Annotated in this window: 13 protein-coding genes; 8 read left to right on the forward strand and 5 right to left on the reverse strand. The window is 74.7% G+C overall.

Annotated elements, in window-relative coordinates:
* Window position 1: 1 nt before the first annotated feature.
* Both ACFOVU_RS00615 and ACFOVU_RS00620 read left to right on the forward strand, forming a co-directional pair.
* Window positions 2–1,045: a FecCD family ABC transporter permease gene (locus ACFOVU_RS00615; RefSeq protein WP_378529275.1), complete on the forward strand. Its 1,044-nt coding sequence runs from the start codon at window positions 2–4 to the stop codon at window positions 1,043–1,045.
* Between the two features lie 22 nt (window positions 1,046–1,067).
* The gene (locus tag ACFOVU_RS00620; RefSeq protein WP_378529276.1) at window positions 1,068–1,877 is read left to right on the forward strand and encodes an ABC transporter ATP-binding protein; all 810 of its coding nucleotides are present in this window, start codon (window positions 1,068–1,070) and stop codon (window positions 1,875–1,877) included.
* Here the strand turns inward: ACFOVU_RS00620 and ACFOVU_RS00625 are convergent.
* Entirely contained in the window at window positions 1,865–3,004 is a 1,140-nt protein-coding gene (locus ACFOVU_RS00625; RefSeq protein WP_378529277.1) for a glycoside hydrolase family 43 protein, read from the reverse strand. The two genes, ACFOVU_RS00620 and ACFOVU_RS00625, sit on opposite strands and share 13 nt — an antisense overlap.
* A 211-nt stretch (window positions 3,005–3,215) precedes the next feature.
* Between ACFOVU_RS00625 and ACFOVU_RS00630 the strand changes: the two genes are divergently transcribed.
* Window positions 3,216–4,367: a VIT1/CCC1 transporter family protein gene (locus ACFOVU_RS00630; protein ID WP_378529278.1), complete on the forward strand. Its 1,152-nt coding sequence runs from the start codon at window positions 3,216–3,218 to the stop codon at window positions 4,365–4,367.
* 25 nt (window positions 4,368–4,392) lie between these two features.
* Here ACFOVU_RS00630 and ACFOVU_RS00635 read toward each other — a convergent pair whose 3' ends face one another.
* Both ACFOVU_RS00635 and ACFOVU_RS00640 read right to left on the reverse strand, forming a co-directional pair.
* The gene (locus tag ACFOVU_RS00635) at window positions 4,393–5,685 is read right to left on the reverse strand and encodes a serine hydrolase domain-containing protein (RefSeq protein ID WP_378529279.1); all 1,293 of its coding nucleotides are present in this window, start codon (window positions 5,683–5,685) and stop codon (window positions 4,393–4,395) included.
* 89 nt (window positions 5,686–5,774) lie between these two features.
* Window positions 5,775–7,151: an MFS transporter gene (locus tag ACFOVU_RS00640; protein WP_378529280.1), complete on the reverse strand. Its 1,377-nt coding sequence runs from the start codon at window positions 7,149–7,151 to the stop codon at window positions 5,775–5,777.
* Window positions 7,152–7,381: 230 nt separating this feature from the next.
* On the opposite strand from ACFOVU_RS00640, the gene ACFOVU_RS00645 reads away from it, so the two are divergent.
* A complete protein-coding gene (locus tag ACFOVU_RS00645) occupies window positions 7,382–7,873 on the forward strand; it encodes a MarR family winged helix-turn-helix transcriptional regulator (RefSeq protein WP_378529281.1) in 492 nt (163 codons plus the stop codon).
* Window positions 7,874–8,229: 356 nt separating this feature from the next.
* Here ACFOVU_RS00645 and ACFOVU_RS00650 read toward each other — a convergent pair whose 3' ends face one another.
* Complete coding sequence (locus ACFOVU_RS00650) at window positions 8,230–9,246, reverse strand: NADP-dependent oxidoreductase (RefSeq protein WP_378529282.1); 1,017 nt, start codon at window positions 9,244–9,246, stop codon at window positions 8,230–8,232.
* A gap of 156 nt (window positions 9,247–9,402) precedes the next feature.
* Here ACFOVU_RS00650 and ACFOVU_RS00655 point away from each other — a divergent pair, with 156 nt between their 5' ends.
* The 4 genes from ACFOVU_RS00655 (at window position 9,403) to ACFOVU_RS00670 (ending at window position 13,563) form a co-directional block, all read left to right on the forward strand.
* Window positions 9,403–10,251: a MetQ/NlpA family ABC transporter substrate-binding protein gene (locus ACFOVU_RS00655; protein WP_378529283.1), complete on the forward strand. Its 849-nt coding sequence runs from the start codon at window positions 9,403–9,405 to the stop codon at window positions 10,249–10,251.
* A gap of 214 nt (window positions 10,252–10,465) precedes the next feature.
* Complete coding sequence (gene nhaA / locus ACFOVU_RS00660; protein ID WP_378529284.1) at window positions 10,466–11,698, forward strand: Na+/H+ antiporter NhaA; 1,233 nt, start codon at window positions 10,466–10,468, stop codon at window positions 11,696–11,698.
* Between the two features lie 82 nt (window positions 11,699–11,780).
* Complete coding sequence (locus ACFOVU_RS00665; RefSeq protein ID WP_378529285.1) at window positions 11,781–12,665, forward strand: alpha/beta fold hydrolase; 885 nt, start codon at window positions 11,781–11,783, stop codon at window positions 12,663–12,665.
* Window positions 12,666–12,705: 40 nt separating this feature from the next.
* Window positions 12,706–13,563 (forward strand): NAD(P)-dependent oxidoreductase, encoded by an 858-nt coding sequence (locus ACFOVU_RS00670; protein ID WP_378529286.1) that lies wholly within the window; start codon window positions 12,706–12,708, stop codon window positions 13,561–13,563.
* A gap of 85 nt (window positions 13,564–13,648) precedes the next feature.
* Here ACFOVU_RS00670 and ACFOVU_RS00675 read toward each other — a convergent pair whose 3' ends face one another.
* Entirely contained in the window at window positions 13,649–14,023 is a 375-nt protein-coding gene (locus ACFOVU_RS00675) for a hypothetical protein (protein WP_378529287.1), read from the reverse strand.
* Between the last annotated feature and the right edge of the window lie 51 nt (window positions 14,024–14,074).

Raw genomic sequence — 14,074 nt, forward strand, 5'->3', positions numbered from 1 at the left:
CATGTCCCGCCCCCGAGCCCTCGCACCCCCCGGTGCGGGGCGCGCGGCCGTCCTGGCGTGCGGCGGCCTCGTGCTGCTCGCCGCCTCGGTCGCCACCGCCATCACGATCGGCCCCGCGGGCATCGCCGTCGGCGACGTCTGGGCGGTCGTCGCCGCGCGCGCCGGCTGGGGCGCGTCGGGGCTGACGCCGATCCGCGAGGGCATCGTGTGGGAGCTGCGGCTGCCCCGCACGGTGCTGGCCGCGGTGTGCGGCGCCGGCCTGGGGGTGTGCGGCGCGATCATGCAGTCGCTGCTGCGCAACCCGCTCGCCGACCCGTTCGTGCTCGGCATCTCCTCGGGCGCCTCCACCGGCGCGGTGCTGGTGGCCGTGCTGGGGGTGGGCGGCGGGGCGGTGTCGCTGTCGGCGGGCGCGTTCGCCGGGGCGGCGGCCTCCTTCGCGCTCGTCCTGGTGCTCGGCTTCGCCGCCGGCGGGACGACCGACCGCGTCGTGCTGTCGGGGGTGGCGGCCATGCAGCTGTTCTCCGCGCTCACGTCGGTCATCGTGCTGTCCTCCGCCGACGCCGAGCAGACCCGGGGCGTGCTGTTCTGGCTGCTGGGCTCGCTGAGCGGCGCCGGCTGGACCGATGTGGGGCTGTGCGCCGGCGTGCTGGCGGCGGTGCTGCTGGTGTGCGCGGCCAACGCGTCGGCGCTCGACGCGTTCGCCTTCGGCCACGACGCCGCGGCGTCCCTGGGGGTTCCGGTCGCCCGGACGCGGCTGCTGCTGCTCACCGCGACCGCGCTGCTGACCGCGACCCTTGTGAGCGCGGCCGGCGCGATCGGGTTCGTGGGGCTGGTGCTGCCGCACGCGGCCCGCGCGGTCGCCGGCCCCGGCCACCGCCTGCTGCTGCCGGCCACGGCGCTGGCCGGGGCGGTCTTCCTGGTGTGGGTCGACACCGCCGCCCGCACCGTCCTGGACCCGCAGGAGCTGCCGGTGGGCGTGGTCACCTCGCTCATCGGGGTCCCGGCGTTCGTGTTCATCCTCTACCGGAGCCGGCGGTGGCGGTGACCGGCGGGAACGGGAGGCGGCGGTGAGCCTGCGCGCCGAGGCGGTGTCGTGGCGGGCGGACGGGCGGCTGATCGTCGACGGCATCAGCCTGGAGCCGGCGCCCGGCTCCACGGTGGGCCTGCTGGGGCCCAACGGGTCGGGCAAGTCGACGCTGCTGCGGCTGCTCGCGGGGGTGCGGCCGACGTCGTCGGGGGTCGTCACGCTCGACGGCGCCCCGATGGCCGAGGTGGGCCGCAGGGCGGCGGCGCGGCGGATCGCGGTGGTGGAGCAGCACGCCGCGACCGAGGTGGACCTGAGCGTGCGCGACGTGGTGCGACTGGGCCGCATCCCCCACCGGCGGGCGTGGTCGGCGCCGTCGGCGGCCGACGACGCGGCGGTGCGCTCCGCCCTGGCCCACACCGGGCTGGCCGACCGGGCCGACCGGTCCTGGCACACGCTGTCGGGCGGCGAGCGGCAGCGGGTGCAGATCGCCCGCGCGCTGGCGCAGGAGCCGCGCGAGCTGCTGCTGGACGAGCCGACCAACCACCTCGACATCCACCACCAGCTGGAACTGCTGGCGCTGGTCGTCCGCACCCCGGTGACCGGCGTGATCGCCCTGCACGACCTCAACCTGGCCGCGATGTTCTGCGACCAGGTGGTGGTCCTGAACGAGGGCCGGGTGGTGGCGGCGGGCACGCCGTCTCAGGTGCTCACCGAGGAGCTGATCGCCGACGTCTACAACGTGCGCGCCGTGGTGACTCCGGAGGGGCCCGGAGGCCGCCCCTCGGTGCGCTTCCTGCCCGGTGCTCCCCGGGGCCGAGGGGCGGTGCCGGATCCCGGTCAGGGACCGTAGGCGCCGGTGAGGCGGGCGAGCTCGGCCGCGGTGACCGGCAGGACGGTCCCGTGGCGCGGGCTGGCCGGCAGGTCGAAGGCCGGGGACATGGTCCACTGCCCCGAGGCGAGGTCGGTGGTCTCGAACGGCACGTAGCCGCGCCCGCCGAACTCGTCGATGAACAGGTACCACTTCTCCTCGTTGTTGTCCTTGAAGACGGTGGGCCCCTCGCCCTGGGAGATGCCGGGGCCGGGCCCCTCGCGGCCGATGCACTCGGCGATGAACTCGTAGCCGGTCGAGCGGAGGTCGGCCGAGCGCTCGGCCGTGATGAACTTTCCGCACGGGGCGTCCGGCGACGCGTCGCGCTCGTCCTTGGTGAACCGGTAGAAGTAACCGTCGTGCTCGATGACGGTGGAGTCGATCACCGAGTGGCCGGGGTCGATCCACACGCGCGCCTCGCTGAAGGTGCGGAAGTCGGGGGTGGTGGCGTACATCATCCGGTTGTGGGTGGAGCCCGTGTGGTCGGGGTCGTCCTCGGCGTAGAGCTTCGAGGCCCAGAACACCACGTACTCGCCGATGGAGGGGTCGTAGTACGCCTCGGGCGCCCAGGTGTTGCCCGCCCGGTCGGGGGCGACCCGGACCATGCGCTGCTGCGACCAGTTCACCAAGTCGGCGGACTCCCACACCATGATCGAGCGGCTGCCGTGGCGCTGGGCCTCGTCCCAGCCGTCGCCGCCGTGGATCTTGAGGTCGGTGGCCAGGAGGTAGAAGCGGTCGCCTTCGGGGGCGCGGATGATGAACGGGTCGCGGACGCCCAGATCGCCCAGGCGCGAGGTGAGCACCGGCTCGCCGCCGTTGAGCTCGTCCCAACTCAGGGGATCGTCGCCCCGGCTGGCGGCGAAGTGGATCTGCTCGCCGTCGGCGGTGCCCTCTCCGGTGAAGTAGGCGAACATGTAGCCCTCGTAGGGCGCGGCCTGGGCGGTCCCGGCCTGCGGCGCGGGCCGCTGGGCGGCGGAGGCGGCGGACCCGGCGGCAACGGGGGCGAGCAGGCAGAGGAGGGCCGCCGCTGCGAGGGCGGCGGTGCGGCGGCGGGGTCCGGAGCGGCGGGCGGTCATGGGCATCCCCTCGGGGGCGGGTGAGCGCGACATGAATGTGATAACCGTCACTATTATTATGTGAGCGTTAACATAAGAAGCCGCGCACGCGACTGTCAAGGCCCCCAAGGCCGCGGGCCGCTCTCGGCCCCGCGCCCGCCCAGGTCACGGCGGCGCCCACCGGCGTGGGAGCTCCCCGATCCGGCACGGGCGAGGGGAACATGGGCCCACCGGCCGCCGGCGGGTCGCAAGGGGGGGTGGGGCCGTGGACGACGCCGATCCCGCCGCAGGCCGGCCCCGCCCCGGCCCGCCCGGCAGCCCCTCCCCCGCACAGGTGCGCAGATGGAGGCGGCGGCTGGCCGGCGAACGCGAGGCCGCCCGCATCTACCGGGAACTCGCCCGGCTCCGCCGCAACGAGGAACGCGAGATCCTGCTCGGGCTCGCCGACGCCGAGGACCGGCACGTCGCGCACTGGGAGCGCCTGCTCGGCGACGACGCCGGCCGCCCCGCCCGCGGCGGCGGGTGGCGCACCCGCACGATGGTCGTCCTCGCCCGCACCCTGGGCTGGATCGTGGTCCTGGCGCTGCTCCAGCGCGCCGAAAGCCGCCCGCTCTACGAGCACGACTCCGACGCCCCCGCCTCCATGGCCGCCGACGAGCGCATCCACAGCGAAGTCGTACGGGGGCTGGCCGCACGCGGCCGCGCCCGGATGTCGGGGACGCTGCGCGCGGCGGTCTTCGGCGCCAACGACGGCCTGGTCAGCAACATCGCCCTGGTCCTGGGGGTCATCGGCGGCGGGGCGAGCGGCTCGGCCGTGCTGCTGACCGGGCTGTCCGGGCTGCTCGCGGGGGCGCTGTCGATGGCCGCCGGGGAGTACGTATCGGTGAGCTCGCAGCGCGAGCTCCTCGCGGCCGCGGCGCCCGACGACACCGCGCGGGAATCACTGCCCGCTCTCGACGTCGACGCCAACGAACTGGCGCTGCTCTACCGGGCCCGCGGGATGAGCGCCGACGACGCCCGGCGCCGCGCCGCCGCCGTCCTGGCCGGCGGGCCCGCCGGCCGCGAGCCCGCGGGCGCCGCCGGTTCCGGGGCCGCGCCGGGCGGGGCCACCGGATCGGGGCCGGCGGGGGCCGACGTCGTGGGCAGCGCGGCGGGAGCGGCGCTGTCGAGCTTCCTGTCGTTCGCGACGGGGGCCGTGATCCCGGTGCTGCCGTTCGCGGCCGGCATGGCGGGGGCCGGGGCGGTCGTGGTCGCCGCGGTCCTCACCGGCGCCGCGCTGATGCTGACGGGGGCGGTCGTGGGCCTGCTCTCGGGCATCCGCCCGCTGCGGCGCGCGCTGCGGCAGTTCGCCATCGGCGCCGGGGCCGCGGCCGTCACCTACCTGCTCGGCCTGGCGTTCGGCGCCACCGTCGGCTGAGGCGGGCGCCCTGCCGGCCGGGCCGTCAGTCGAAGTAGTCGGGGAACCGGTCGCCGCCGGGCCAGGACTCCACCTCGCGCGCCGCCTCCCACAGCAGCGGGTCGATGTCGGCGTAGGACAGCCCGGAGGGGTCGTCGCGCTGGTTGAACAGGGCCGCCCAGCTCATGCCGTTGTAGGTGCGCACCAGGAGCGTGTAGGTCCCGGCCAGGCTGCCGGTGTGCCAGGTGTTGCGCCCGGTCCCGCCGCTGCTCACCGGGCGGACCTGCCAGCCGAACCCGTAGTAGGAGCCGCCGGAGCCGACCCCGGTCTCGGGCTCGGCGAAGACCTGCTCGATGGAGGTGTCGTCGAGGACGGGGGTGGCGGCGGGCGTGTCGAAGACGGTCGCGAAGCGCACGAGGTCGACGGCGCTGCCGAGCCAGCCGCCGTGGGAGTCCATGTTCTCCAGGTTGAACGCCCCGTAGGGTGCGGGGACCTTCGCACCCGACCCGTCGAGCACGGTGGTGCCGGTGTACTGGGAGCGGTAGGGGACCTCGGTGGGCGCCGCGTGGTCCTCTGCCGTGCGGCCCGGCCGCATCCGGGTGATGCCGACGGGGCCGAGCACGTTGTCCTGCACGTAGGCGCGGTAGCCGCCGCCGGTGACCGCTTCGATGGCGCGCCCCAGCAGGAGGTATCCGTAGTTGCTGTAGGCGTAGGTGCCGCCGGGGTCGTGGTCGAGCTCCAGCCCCGTGGTGTAGCGCATGACGTCGTCGCGCCCGATGGGGAGCGGGACGCCGAGCGCGTCGGCGATCTCGAAGTCCTGGAACATCGGGTCGGGGGTGCTGTCGCGGTCCCAGCCACCGAGGTGGTGGAGGAGCCGGCGGACGGTGACGTCGCCCAGCCGGGGGTCGGCGCTCCCGCCTTCCGGGGGCACCAGGTCCACCAGGGAGCCGATGGGGGCGGAGAGGTCGATCTCGCCCTCTTGCGCCAAGCGGGCCACGGCCGCGCCGGTGACCGGCTTGGACAGGCTCGCCAGCCGGAACAGGGAGGTCGGCTGCACGTCCAGCGCGGTGTCGTCGGTCCAGGAGTAGCCGCGGGCCAGGACCAGCCGACCCTGGTAGGTGACCGCGAGCTGCCCGGCGGAGACGTCGCGCTCCTGCATGAACGTCTGCATCGCGTCGTCGAAGCCGGCCAGCGCGCTGACGGCGGTGCCGGTGGCGCGCCACCGCGGTGCGGCGGCCGCGGCGGGTGCGCCCGCCGCCGTGCCCGCGAGTGCGGCGCCGATCCCGGCGGCCACCGTCCCCTTGCCGAATCCGCGCCTGCTGATGTGCCGCGATGTCATCCCCGTCGCCCCGCAATGTCGTGTCCGCCTGATGCCGCGGGGAGCCTAACGCAGCCGCACCGCCGCCCACCACCGCCTGGTATGTCCGCTTACGGCCGGGCGGCGCCGACGGGCCGGGGGCGGCCCGGGATGAAGGAGGCGAGGGCGAGGCCGGCAAGGGCGGCCGCAGCGCCGATCGCCAGGGCCACGCGGAAGCCGTCGAGGGTCGGGACCTCCAGCGGGCCCACCCGGGTGGTCATGTAGGCGAGGACCACGCCCGTGACGGCGCTGGCGGTCGAGGTGCCGATCGACCGCATCAGCGCGTTGAGGCCGTTGGCCGCCGCGGTCTCCGATGTGGGCACGGCCGACATGATCAGCGCGGGCAGGGCCGAGTAGGCCATGGCCACGCCGCAGCCGATGACGCACCCCACGATCACGATCTGCCAGACCTCGCGCAGGAACACCAGCGCGAGGCCGTAGCCCGCCGTGATGACGACGGTGCCGATCATCAGCGACACCTTGGACCCCCACGCCCGGGCGACCCGCGCCGCCACCGGCGAGATGAACAGCATCATCAGGCCGCCCGGGGCCACGCACGCCCCGGCGACCAGCATCGAGCGCCCCAGGCCGTACCCGGTCGACTCGGGGAGCTGGAGCAGCTGGGGCAGCACCAGCGCCTGGGCGAACATCGAGAAGCCGACCGCCACCGAGGTGATGTTGGTCAGCAGCACCTGGCGGCGGACCGTGGTGCGCAGGTCCACCAGCGGGTCGCGGGCGCGCAGCTCCCAGAAGGTCCATGCGGTGAAGACGACGGCTGCGGTGGCCAGCAGGCCGAGGGTGAGGGTGCTGGTCCAGCCCCATGCCCCGCCCTTGGACACCGCCAGCAGCAGGCAGGTGAGCCCGATCGACAGGCCGACGGCGCCGACCGCGTCGAACCGGCCCCCGCTGCGCTGTGCTGTCTCGGGGACCGCGCGGGCCACCCAGACCAGCGCGACGGCCCCCATGAGCGCCGAGCCCCAGAACAGCGCGTGCCAGTCGGCGTACTGGGCGACGGCCGCAGCGGCGGGCAGGCCCAGGGCGCCGCCGACACCGAGGGAGGAGCTCATCAGCCCGATCGCCGAGCCCAGCCGTTCGGGCGGGAGCTCGTCGCGCATGAGGCTGATGCCGAGCGGGATCACGCCCATGGCGCACCCCTGGAGGGCGCGGCCGGCGACGAGCGGCACCAGGGAGGAGCTGAACGCGCCGACCAGCGAGCCCGCGACCAGGACCCCGAGGCTGGCGAGCAGGACCCGGCGCTTGCCGAACATGTCGCCCAGCCGGCCCGCCACCGGGGTCGCCACGGCGCCGGCGAGCAGTGGTGCGGTGAGCGCCCACGATGCGTCGGCCACCGAGGCTCCGATGAGTGCGGGCAGGGCCGGGACGATGGGGATCATCACCGTCTGCATGACGGCGACGACGATGCCCGCCGTCGCCAGTGCCGTGATCACGGACCCGGATCTGGGGAGGGGCGCTGCCCCTGCGCCGGTGCCGGATACGACGTCGGTAGCGCTCAAGGATGCCTCCACATCGCGTCGGCCGCCGGGGGCAGTGGCGGTCTCCCCCTGACGCGCGAGTTGCATCGTACATAAAGGGTGCATCGTACAATTCGCATATCGGTAGTAACCTCCGTCACCAGAGCGCACCGGAGGTGCGGCGCGGCACAGCATGTGGAGGCCGGATGGAAGCCCTGCTGGAGGTCCTGGAACGGGAGCTCATGCTCGCCGGCCGCCATTCGGCCATGGGCCCGCCCGGAACGGCGTGCGGGCCGCGGGCCCTGGACCGGTCGGCGTACGTCCTGCTCAGCCGGTTGCAGACCGACGGACCCATGTCGAACGGCGAACTCGCCCACGCGTTCCGGCTGGACGCGTCGACCGTCCACCGCCAGACCGGCGCGATGATGCGGTCGGGGCTCGTCCGGCGCATCCCCGACCCCGAGGGCGGGATGGCGCGCAAGTTCACCATGACCGAGGAGGGCGCTCAGCGCCTGGCCGAGGACAGGTCGCGGATCCGCAGCGGGCTGGCGGCGGCGTTGGAGGGCTGGACCTCGCAGGACATCGGCCGGCTGACCGAGATGCTGACCCGGTTCAACCGCAGCATCGAGACACGCGACGAGCGGCCATGGCCGCGGCCCGCGCCCGAGCCCGAACGCGCGGGCACCGGGGGCGGCTGAGGGCGGGCCCGCGCCACCTGGGCCGACACTGAACGGCGGCGCTTCGCGGGGCGGTGACGGGCCGGCCCGCGCCCGTCCGGCGCCCGGGCCGGCCGCGCCGAAGCCGTGTGGCGGGCGACACAATCGGCGGCATCGCGCGGATCGGCCCGTATCTGGCCACCAGGTTGGTCCACAGGCCCGGCGGCTCCGCAATCCCCCTCAGGACGTGCGGACGGCACCGCGGAGCGCGTCCCCGCAGGGTACGCCGGTGTGATCAGGGCGGACGGCGCCGCGGCCGGTGCGGCCCGGGATGCGGCGCCGGTGCCCTCAGCGCCGGCCGGGACCGCGGCGCCCGGCGCAGCGGCGTCCCCCTGGACTCAGGGGACGAGCAGGATCTTGCCGAGCCCCTGGCCCCGTTCACTCACCCGGTGGGCCTCGGCGGCCTCGTCGAGCGGGAACAGCCGCGGCGCGGACAGGACCACCTGCTCGCGCACCACCGCCTCGGCGAGCATCGCCAGGACCTCCTCCGTCTGGTCCTCGGAGGTGCCCACCAGGAACTCCACACCCTGCTCGAAGGCCGCGCCGTCGGCGATGGTGACCACCCGGTCCGGCCCGCCTGCCAGCGCGACGGCGTCGGGCAGCACCCCGTGCCCGGCGACGTCGAAGACGGCGTCGACCCCGTTCGGGGCGATCTCGCGGACGCGGTCCGCCCAGCCCTCGCCGTAGACCACGGGGGTGGCGCCCAGCGAGGCCACGTGCGCCTGCTTGGCGGCGTTCGCCGTGCCGATGACGACGATCTCCTGGGCGGCGGCGAGCTGCACCGCGATGGTGCCCACCGCGCCCGAGGCCCCGTTCACCAGGAGCGTCCGGCCGGCCGCCACCTCCAGCGCGGCCAGACCGCGCACGGCGGCCTCGCCCGCAACGGGCAGCGCCCCCGCCTGGTAGACGGTCAGCCCCTCGATCACCGGGAAGAACGTGGTCAGGGTGGTCGATTCGGCGTACCCGCCGCCCCCGGTCCAGCCGAAGACCTCCTGGCCGATCTCGACGCCGTTCACCCCGGGACCGATCTCCTCGACGGTGCCCACGGCCTCGTGGCCGGGTACCACCGGATCCCTGGGCGCGGGCCCGTCGGCGAACATGCCCGACCGCTGCTTGACGTCGATGGGGTTCACCCCGGCCGCGAGCACGCGGATCCGCACCTCGCCGTCGCCGGGCCGGGGCAGGTCGGCCTCGACCTGCTCCAGCACCTCGGGGCCGCCGAACCGGGAGTACTCGATCGCACGCACGAAGCCTCGTGTCCTTTCGTCGATGAGCGGGCGGCCGCCGCGGCGCCCCGGCGGGTGGCCGGCGCCGGCGCCGGGGCGCACGGCCGGCGCGCCGTCGCCACCACGCATGACGTCGCCACGCTAATGCGTCGGCGGCACCGCCGCACCGCGCCCCGGACCCGTCGGCGTGTCGACGCGCCTCGGGAGTAAAATATACTTTTCCTACCTAAATAGTTCCCTACGACAGGCGCCGTCCCCACGCGCGCCCCGAAAGGTGTGGTCGCCGTGCGCAGCCCTCTTCTCCTCCCCGCGGTCCTGGTGGCGGCCCTGGCAGCGGGGGCGTGCGGGGCGCCCTCCGAACGCGCCTCCGACGGCGACGGGGACAGCGGCGGCGGTGAGTACTCCGGGCCGCTGCGCATGGGCGTCACCGCCGGGGACGGCGGCGACATCGCCCGCAATGTCGCCGACCTCGCCGAGGAGAGCGACAGCGGCCTGGAGGTCGAGGTCGTGGAGTTCTCCGACTACAACGTCCCCAACACGGCGCTGGCCGACGGCGAACTCGACGCCAACGCCTTCCAGCACGTCCAGTTCCTCGACGAGTTCAACGAGGCCTCGGGGACCGACCTCGTGCCGGTCGCCGAGACCTACCTCGCCCCGCTGGCGCTGTACTCCGACACCGTCGACGACCCCGGCGACCTGCCCGACGGCGCCACGATCGCCATCCCCAACGACGTCACCAACGGCTCCCGCTCGCTGCTGCTGCTCCAGGAGGGCGGGCTGATCACCCTGGACCCCGGCGCCGAAGGGGACAACCACACGGTCGCCGACATCGCGGACAACCCCCGGGACTTCACCTTCGAGGAGATCGACGCGGCGCTGCTGCCCCGCAGCCTGGAGGACGCCGACGCCTCCATCATCAACGGCGGGTTCGCCACCGAGGCCGGGCTCACCCCCAAGGCCGACGGCATCCTCGTGGAGGACGCCGAGAACAGCCCCTATGTCAACATCATCGCCGTCGACTCCGGCGATGAGGACGACCCCCGGGTGGCGCAGTACATCGAGCTGCTGCGGTCACCGGAGTCCAAGGCGTTCATCGAGGAGCACTTCGGCGAGACCCTGATCCCGGTCTTCTGACCTCGGCCTGAGCGGGCACGACCCCCTCCCCGCGCCCCGCCGCCGCGCGCCGGGATCGGGCGCCGGCGCGGGCCGCGATCCCGGGGGGCGGGGCCCGGCTTGGACAAGGCGCCCCCTGATCGGCCATGATGGGTGGCGACGCGTGTGCGTCTGGTGTGCCGGGAAGTCTGGTCGGCGTGTCCCTGCCCGACCGTTGCCCCGGAGCGCCGCCACCGTGATCTCACCGCCGTCCTCGCCCCTGCCCTCCCTGCTCCACCGCGTCTCCGCGGCGCTGCGCAGTGACGCCGTGGGCGGGCTGCTGCTCATCGCCGCCGCCGCGGCCGCGCTCGCCTGGGCCAACTCCCCCGCGGGAGGCTCCTACGAGGCGCTGCGGTCGGTGTCCTTCGGCCCCGAGGCGCTGCACCTGCACCTGTCCCTGGAGACGTGGGCGGCCGACGGCCTGCTGGCGATCTTCTTCTTCATCGTCGGCAACGAGCTCAAGCAGGAGTTCGTCCACGGCGAGCTGCGCAACCCGCGCCGGGCGATGCTGCCCATCACCGCGGCGGTGTGCGGGATGCTCGTCCCCGCCGCGATCTATGCGGCCATCAACCTCGGCTCCCCGGAGACGCTGGGCGGGTGGGGCATCCCGATGGCCACCGACATCGCCTTCGCCCTGGCCGTGCTCGCCGTGGTGGGCCGCGGGCTGCCCCCGGCGCTGCGCACGTTCCTGCTCACCCTCGCGATCGTCGACGACCTCGGGGCGGTGCTGGTGATCGCGGTGTTCTACACCGAGACGATCGCTGTGGGGCCGCTGGCCGGGGCGCTGGCGGGGCTCGCCGTCTTCGGCTTCCTCCAGCGGGGCCGCGGGCCGGCCGCGGTCCTGAACGCCTCGCGCCTGCCCAACCTGGTCGTCTACCTGCCCTTGGCGGGGGCCGTCTGGACGCTCGTGCACGCCAGCGGGGTGCACGCCACCATCGCCGGTGTCGCTATGGGCCTGCTCATGCGCACCACCGCCGCCGATGCGGAGACCGATTCCCCCAGCCACCGGGTCGAGCACCTGCTGCGCCCCTTCTCGGCCGGGGTCGCGCTGCCCGTCTTCGCCTTCCTCTCGGCCGGCGTGGTCTTCGACGGCATCGGCGCCGTGACCGGCGACCCCGCCGCGCTGGGCATCATGGCGGGGCTGGTCGGGGGCAAGCTCATCGGGGTCCTCGGCGGGTCCTGGGCCACCACCAAGGTCACATCCGCCGAGCTCAGCCCCGACCTGCGCTGGAGCGACATCGCCGGGGTGTCGCTGCTGGCCGGGATCGGCTTCACCGTGTCGCTGCTCATCACCGACCTGTCCTTCGCCGATGCCCCGCAGACGCTGGAGCACGCCAAGGCCGGCGTCCTGCTCGCCTCACTGATCGCCGCCACCCTGGCCGCCCTCGTCCTGGGCGTCCGCGCCCACCGGCTGCGCACCCCGTCCTGACCGCGGCGCTGCGGCCCGCCACCCCTACCGGCGGACCGCAGCGCCCCGGCACCCGCCGCCACCCGAACGGACGCACACCCCCATGGCCCGCTCCACCGCCTCCACCGGCATCTACCGGTCGGCCACCGGCCGCGCCGCCACCCGCTCCTGGTGTCGGAGTGAACTCGCCACCTGGCCCGTCTTGCGCGCCCATCCGCCCCTGACCACCCGGCTGGGGCCCACGGCCGCCTTCCATGCGCCCGGCGGCCCGGGAACCCCGGTCCTGGTGCTGGCCGGTACCAACTTCAACGCCGCGACCGGCGTCGCCCTGGCCCGCGAACTGGCCGTCGACCGCCCCGTCCACCTGGCCGACCTGCCCGGCCAGCCCGGGCTGAGCGCCGACGAGCGGCCACGCCGCGATCAGGCGGCGGCCTACGGCGCATGGCTGGACGACGTGCTCCCCCAGATCACCGACCGCCCGGTCATCCTGCTCGGCCACTCGCGCGGAGCGGCCGTTGCGCTGGCGGCAACGCCTTCACACCTGGTCGCCGGACTCCTGCTGGTCAACCCGGCGGGCCTGGCCTCCGCCGCATTCGGCCCCGCCGCGATCCGGGCGACCCTGCCGTGGCTGCTCGCCCCCTCACCCGCCACCGGCGCCCGCCTGCTGGACTTCATGAGCGGTCCCGGCCACCAAGGGGGCCACGGCACCACGGCGGAGTGGATCGCACTGGTCGGCGAGCACGCCCGCACGAGCCTCGCCCCCGGCCCCCTCACACCCGATGTCGTGCGCGCCTGGCGGGACACGCCCGTCACGGTGGCCACCGGCTCCCACGATCCGTTCTTCCCGCCGGGGCGCATCGCCGGACCCGCCGGGAAGCTGCTGGGGTGCACGGTGCAGACCGTCGCCGGGACCGGCCACCTCACCCCGCACGAACGATCCGACCTGGTCCGCGACCTCCTGCGCGACCTGCCGACCCGCCCGGTGTGACGCCGTAGCCGGGCGACTCCGGCGTGTTAGCTTCAGGTCCATGCGCATAGGGTTTCTCGGTCTGGGCCGCATGGGGTCGCTCATGGCACACCGGCTGACCGACGCCGGGTACGACGTCGCCGTCTGGAACCGAACACCGGACGCCGTCCGCCCCCTCGTCGCGGCGGGCGCCCGGCAGGCCGGCACCCCGCGCGACGCCGCGGCCGGCGGCGATCTCGTCATCTCGATGCTCGCGGACCCCAAAGCGGTCGACGCCGTGTTCTTCGGCCCGGACGGGGCCGCCGAGGGGCTCGGCCACGACACCCTCGTCGCCGAGATGTCGACGGTCGGCCCCTCGGAGATCCACCGGATGCGCGACCGCCTCCCGGTCCCCGTCCGGCTCATCGATGCCCCCGTCCTCGGCAGCCTCCCCCAGGCGTCCGCGGGCGAGCTCAAGATCTTCGCGGGCGGCACCGGTGCCGACGTCGCGGCCTGCGCCGAACCGCTCGGCCACCTCGGCGACCTGCGCCACGTCGGCGGGCTCGGCGAGGGCGCCGCGCTCAAGCTCGCGGCGAACCTGTCCTTCATCACCGCGACCGTCGCCGTCGGCGAGGCCGTCCGCCTCGCCGAATCCCACGGGCTGCGCACCGACACCGTCCTCGACGCCCTCGCCGAGACCCCCGTGGGCGCGCTCGTCACCCGCATGCGCGACAACATCACCGCCGCGGAGGCACCGCCCACCGGGTTCGCGCTCGGGCTCGCAGAGAAGGACCTCGCCCTGGCGGTGGCCGAGGGCGCCGGCGACGACGGCGTCACCGCCGCGGCCCGCGCCCGGCTGCACACCGCGGCCTCCGCGGGCCTGGCCGACCAGGACATGAGCACGGTCATCGGCCACCTGCGCGGCCGATCCGCCCAGTAGCGATGGCCTCCACCGCATGGCACGTTCGCTCGCCGGGACCCTCGCGGCCGGGCCACGATCAGGGCCGCGACCCCACGCCGGCCGGTCAGGAATGAGGCGGACGCGGAGGCTCGGGTGCAGAGGGGGACGCACCGGGGTAGGCGCCTGAGTAGCCGGCCGGGGGACCCTGGACGAACGGTCCCGGCAACGCGGCCGGAGCCGGCGCGACGGAGCGTCCGACCTGGAAACCCACACCGCCGATCATGAGCGCCACACCGGTCAGCGCCACGATCGAGGCGTGGTGCTGGAGCGTTTGCGCCTGCAAGGTGCACCTCGCGGTGATCTCCTCCTGCTGTTCACCGGGGGTCGGGCACCGGTTGTAGGTGCTTCCCGACCAGATGAAGGCACCCCCCAGGCACACGAGGGACACGAAGAACAGGACAACGAACATCGGATGCACGGGTACTCTGACGGGCTTCATGGACGGTCACCCTAACCCCACTCGACCGCCCATCGGGATACAGCGGCGGAC

It is taken from the genome of Nocardiopsis sediminis, assembly GCF_042650565.1.
GTDB lineage: Bacteria > Actinomycetota > Actinomycetes > Streptosporangiales > Streptosporangiaceae > Nocardiopsis_B > Nocardiopsis_B sediminis.

What these genes read in the sequence shown, in the direction of transcription:
- ACFOVU_RS00665 (WP_378529285.1), top strand. Translation starts at nt 11,781, where the DNA reads ATGGCCCGCTCCACCGCCTCCACCGGCATCTACCGGTCGGCCACCGGC.
- ACFOVU_RS00650 (WP_378529282.1), bottom strand. Translation starts at nt 9,246, where the DNA reads ATGCGTGGTGGCGACGGCGCGCCGGCCGTGCGCCCCGGCGCCGGCGCC.
- ACFOVU_RS00675 (WP_378529287.1), bottom strand. Translation starts at nt 14,023, where the DNA reads ATGAAGCCCGTCAGAGTACCCGTGCATCCGATGTTCGTTGTCCTGTTC.
- ACFOVU_RS00625 (WP_378529277.1), bottom strand. Translation starts at nt 3,004, where the DNA reads ATGTCGCGCTCACCCGCCCCCGAGGGGATGCCCATGACCGCCCGCCGC.
- ACFOVU_RS00615 (WP_378529275.1), top strand. Translation starts at nt 2, where the DNA reads ATGTCCCGCCCCCGAGCCCTCGCACCCCCCGGTGCGGGGCGCGCGGCC.
- ACFOVU_RS00635 (WP_378529279.1), bottom strand. Translation starts at nt 5,685, where the DNA reads ATGACATCGCGGCACATCAGCAGGCGCGGATTCGGCAAGGGGACGGTG.
- ACFOVU_RS00645 (WP_378529281.1), top strand. Translation starts at nt 7,382, where the DNA reads ATGGAAGCCCTGCTGGAGGTCCTGGAACGGGAGCTCATGCTCGCCGGC.
- ACFOVU_RS00670 (WP_378529286.1), top strand. Translation starts at nt 12,706, where the DNA reads ATGCGCATAGGGTTTCTCGGTCTGGGCCGCATGGGGTCGCTCATGGCA.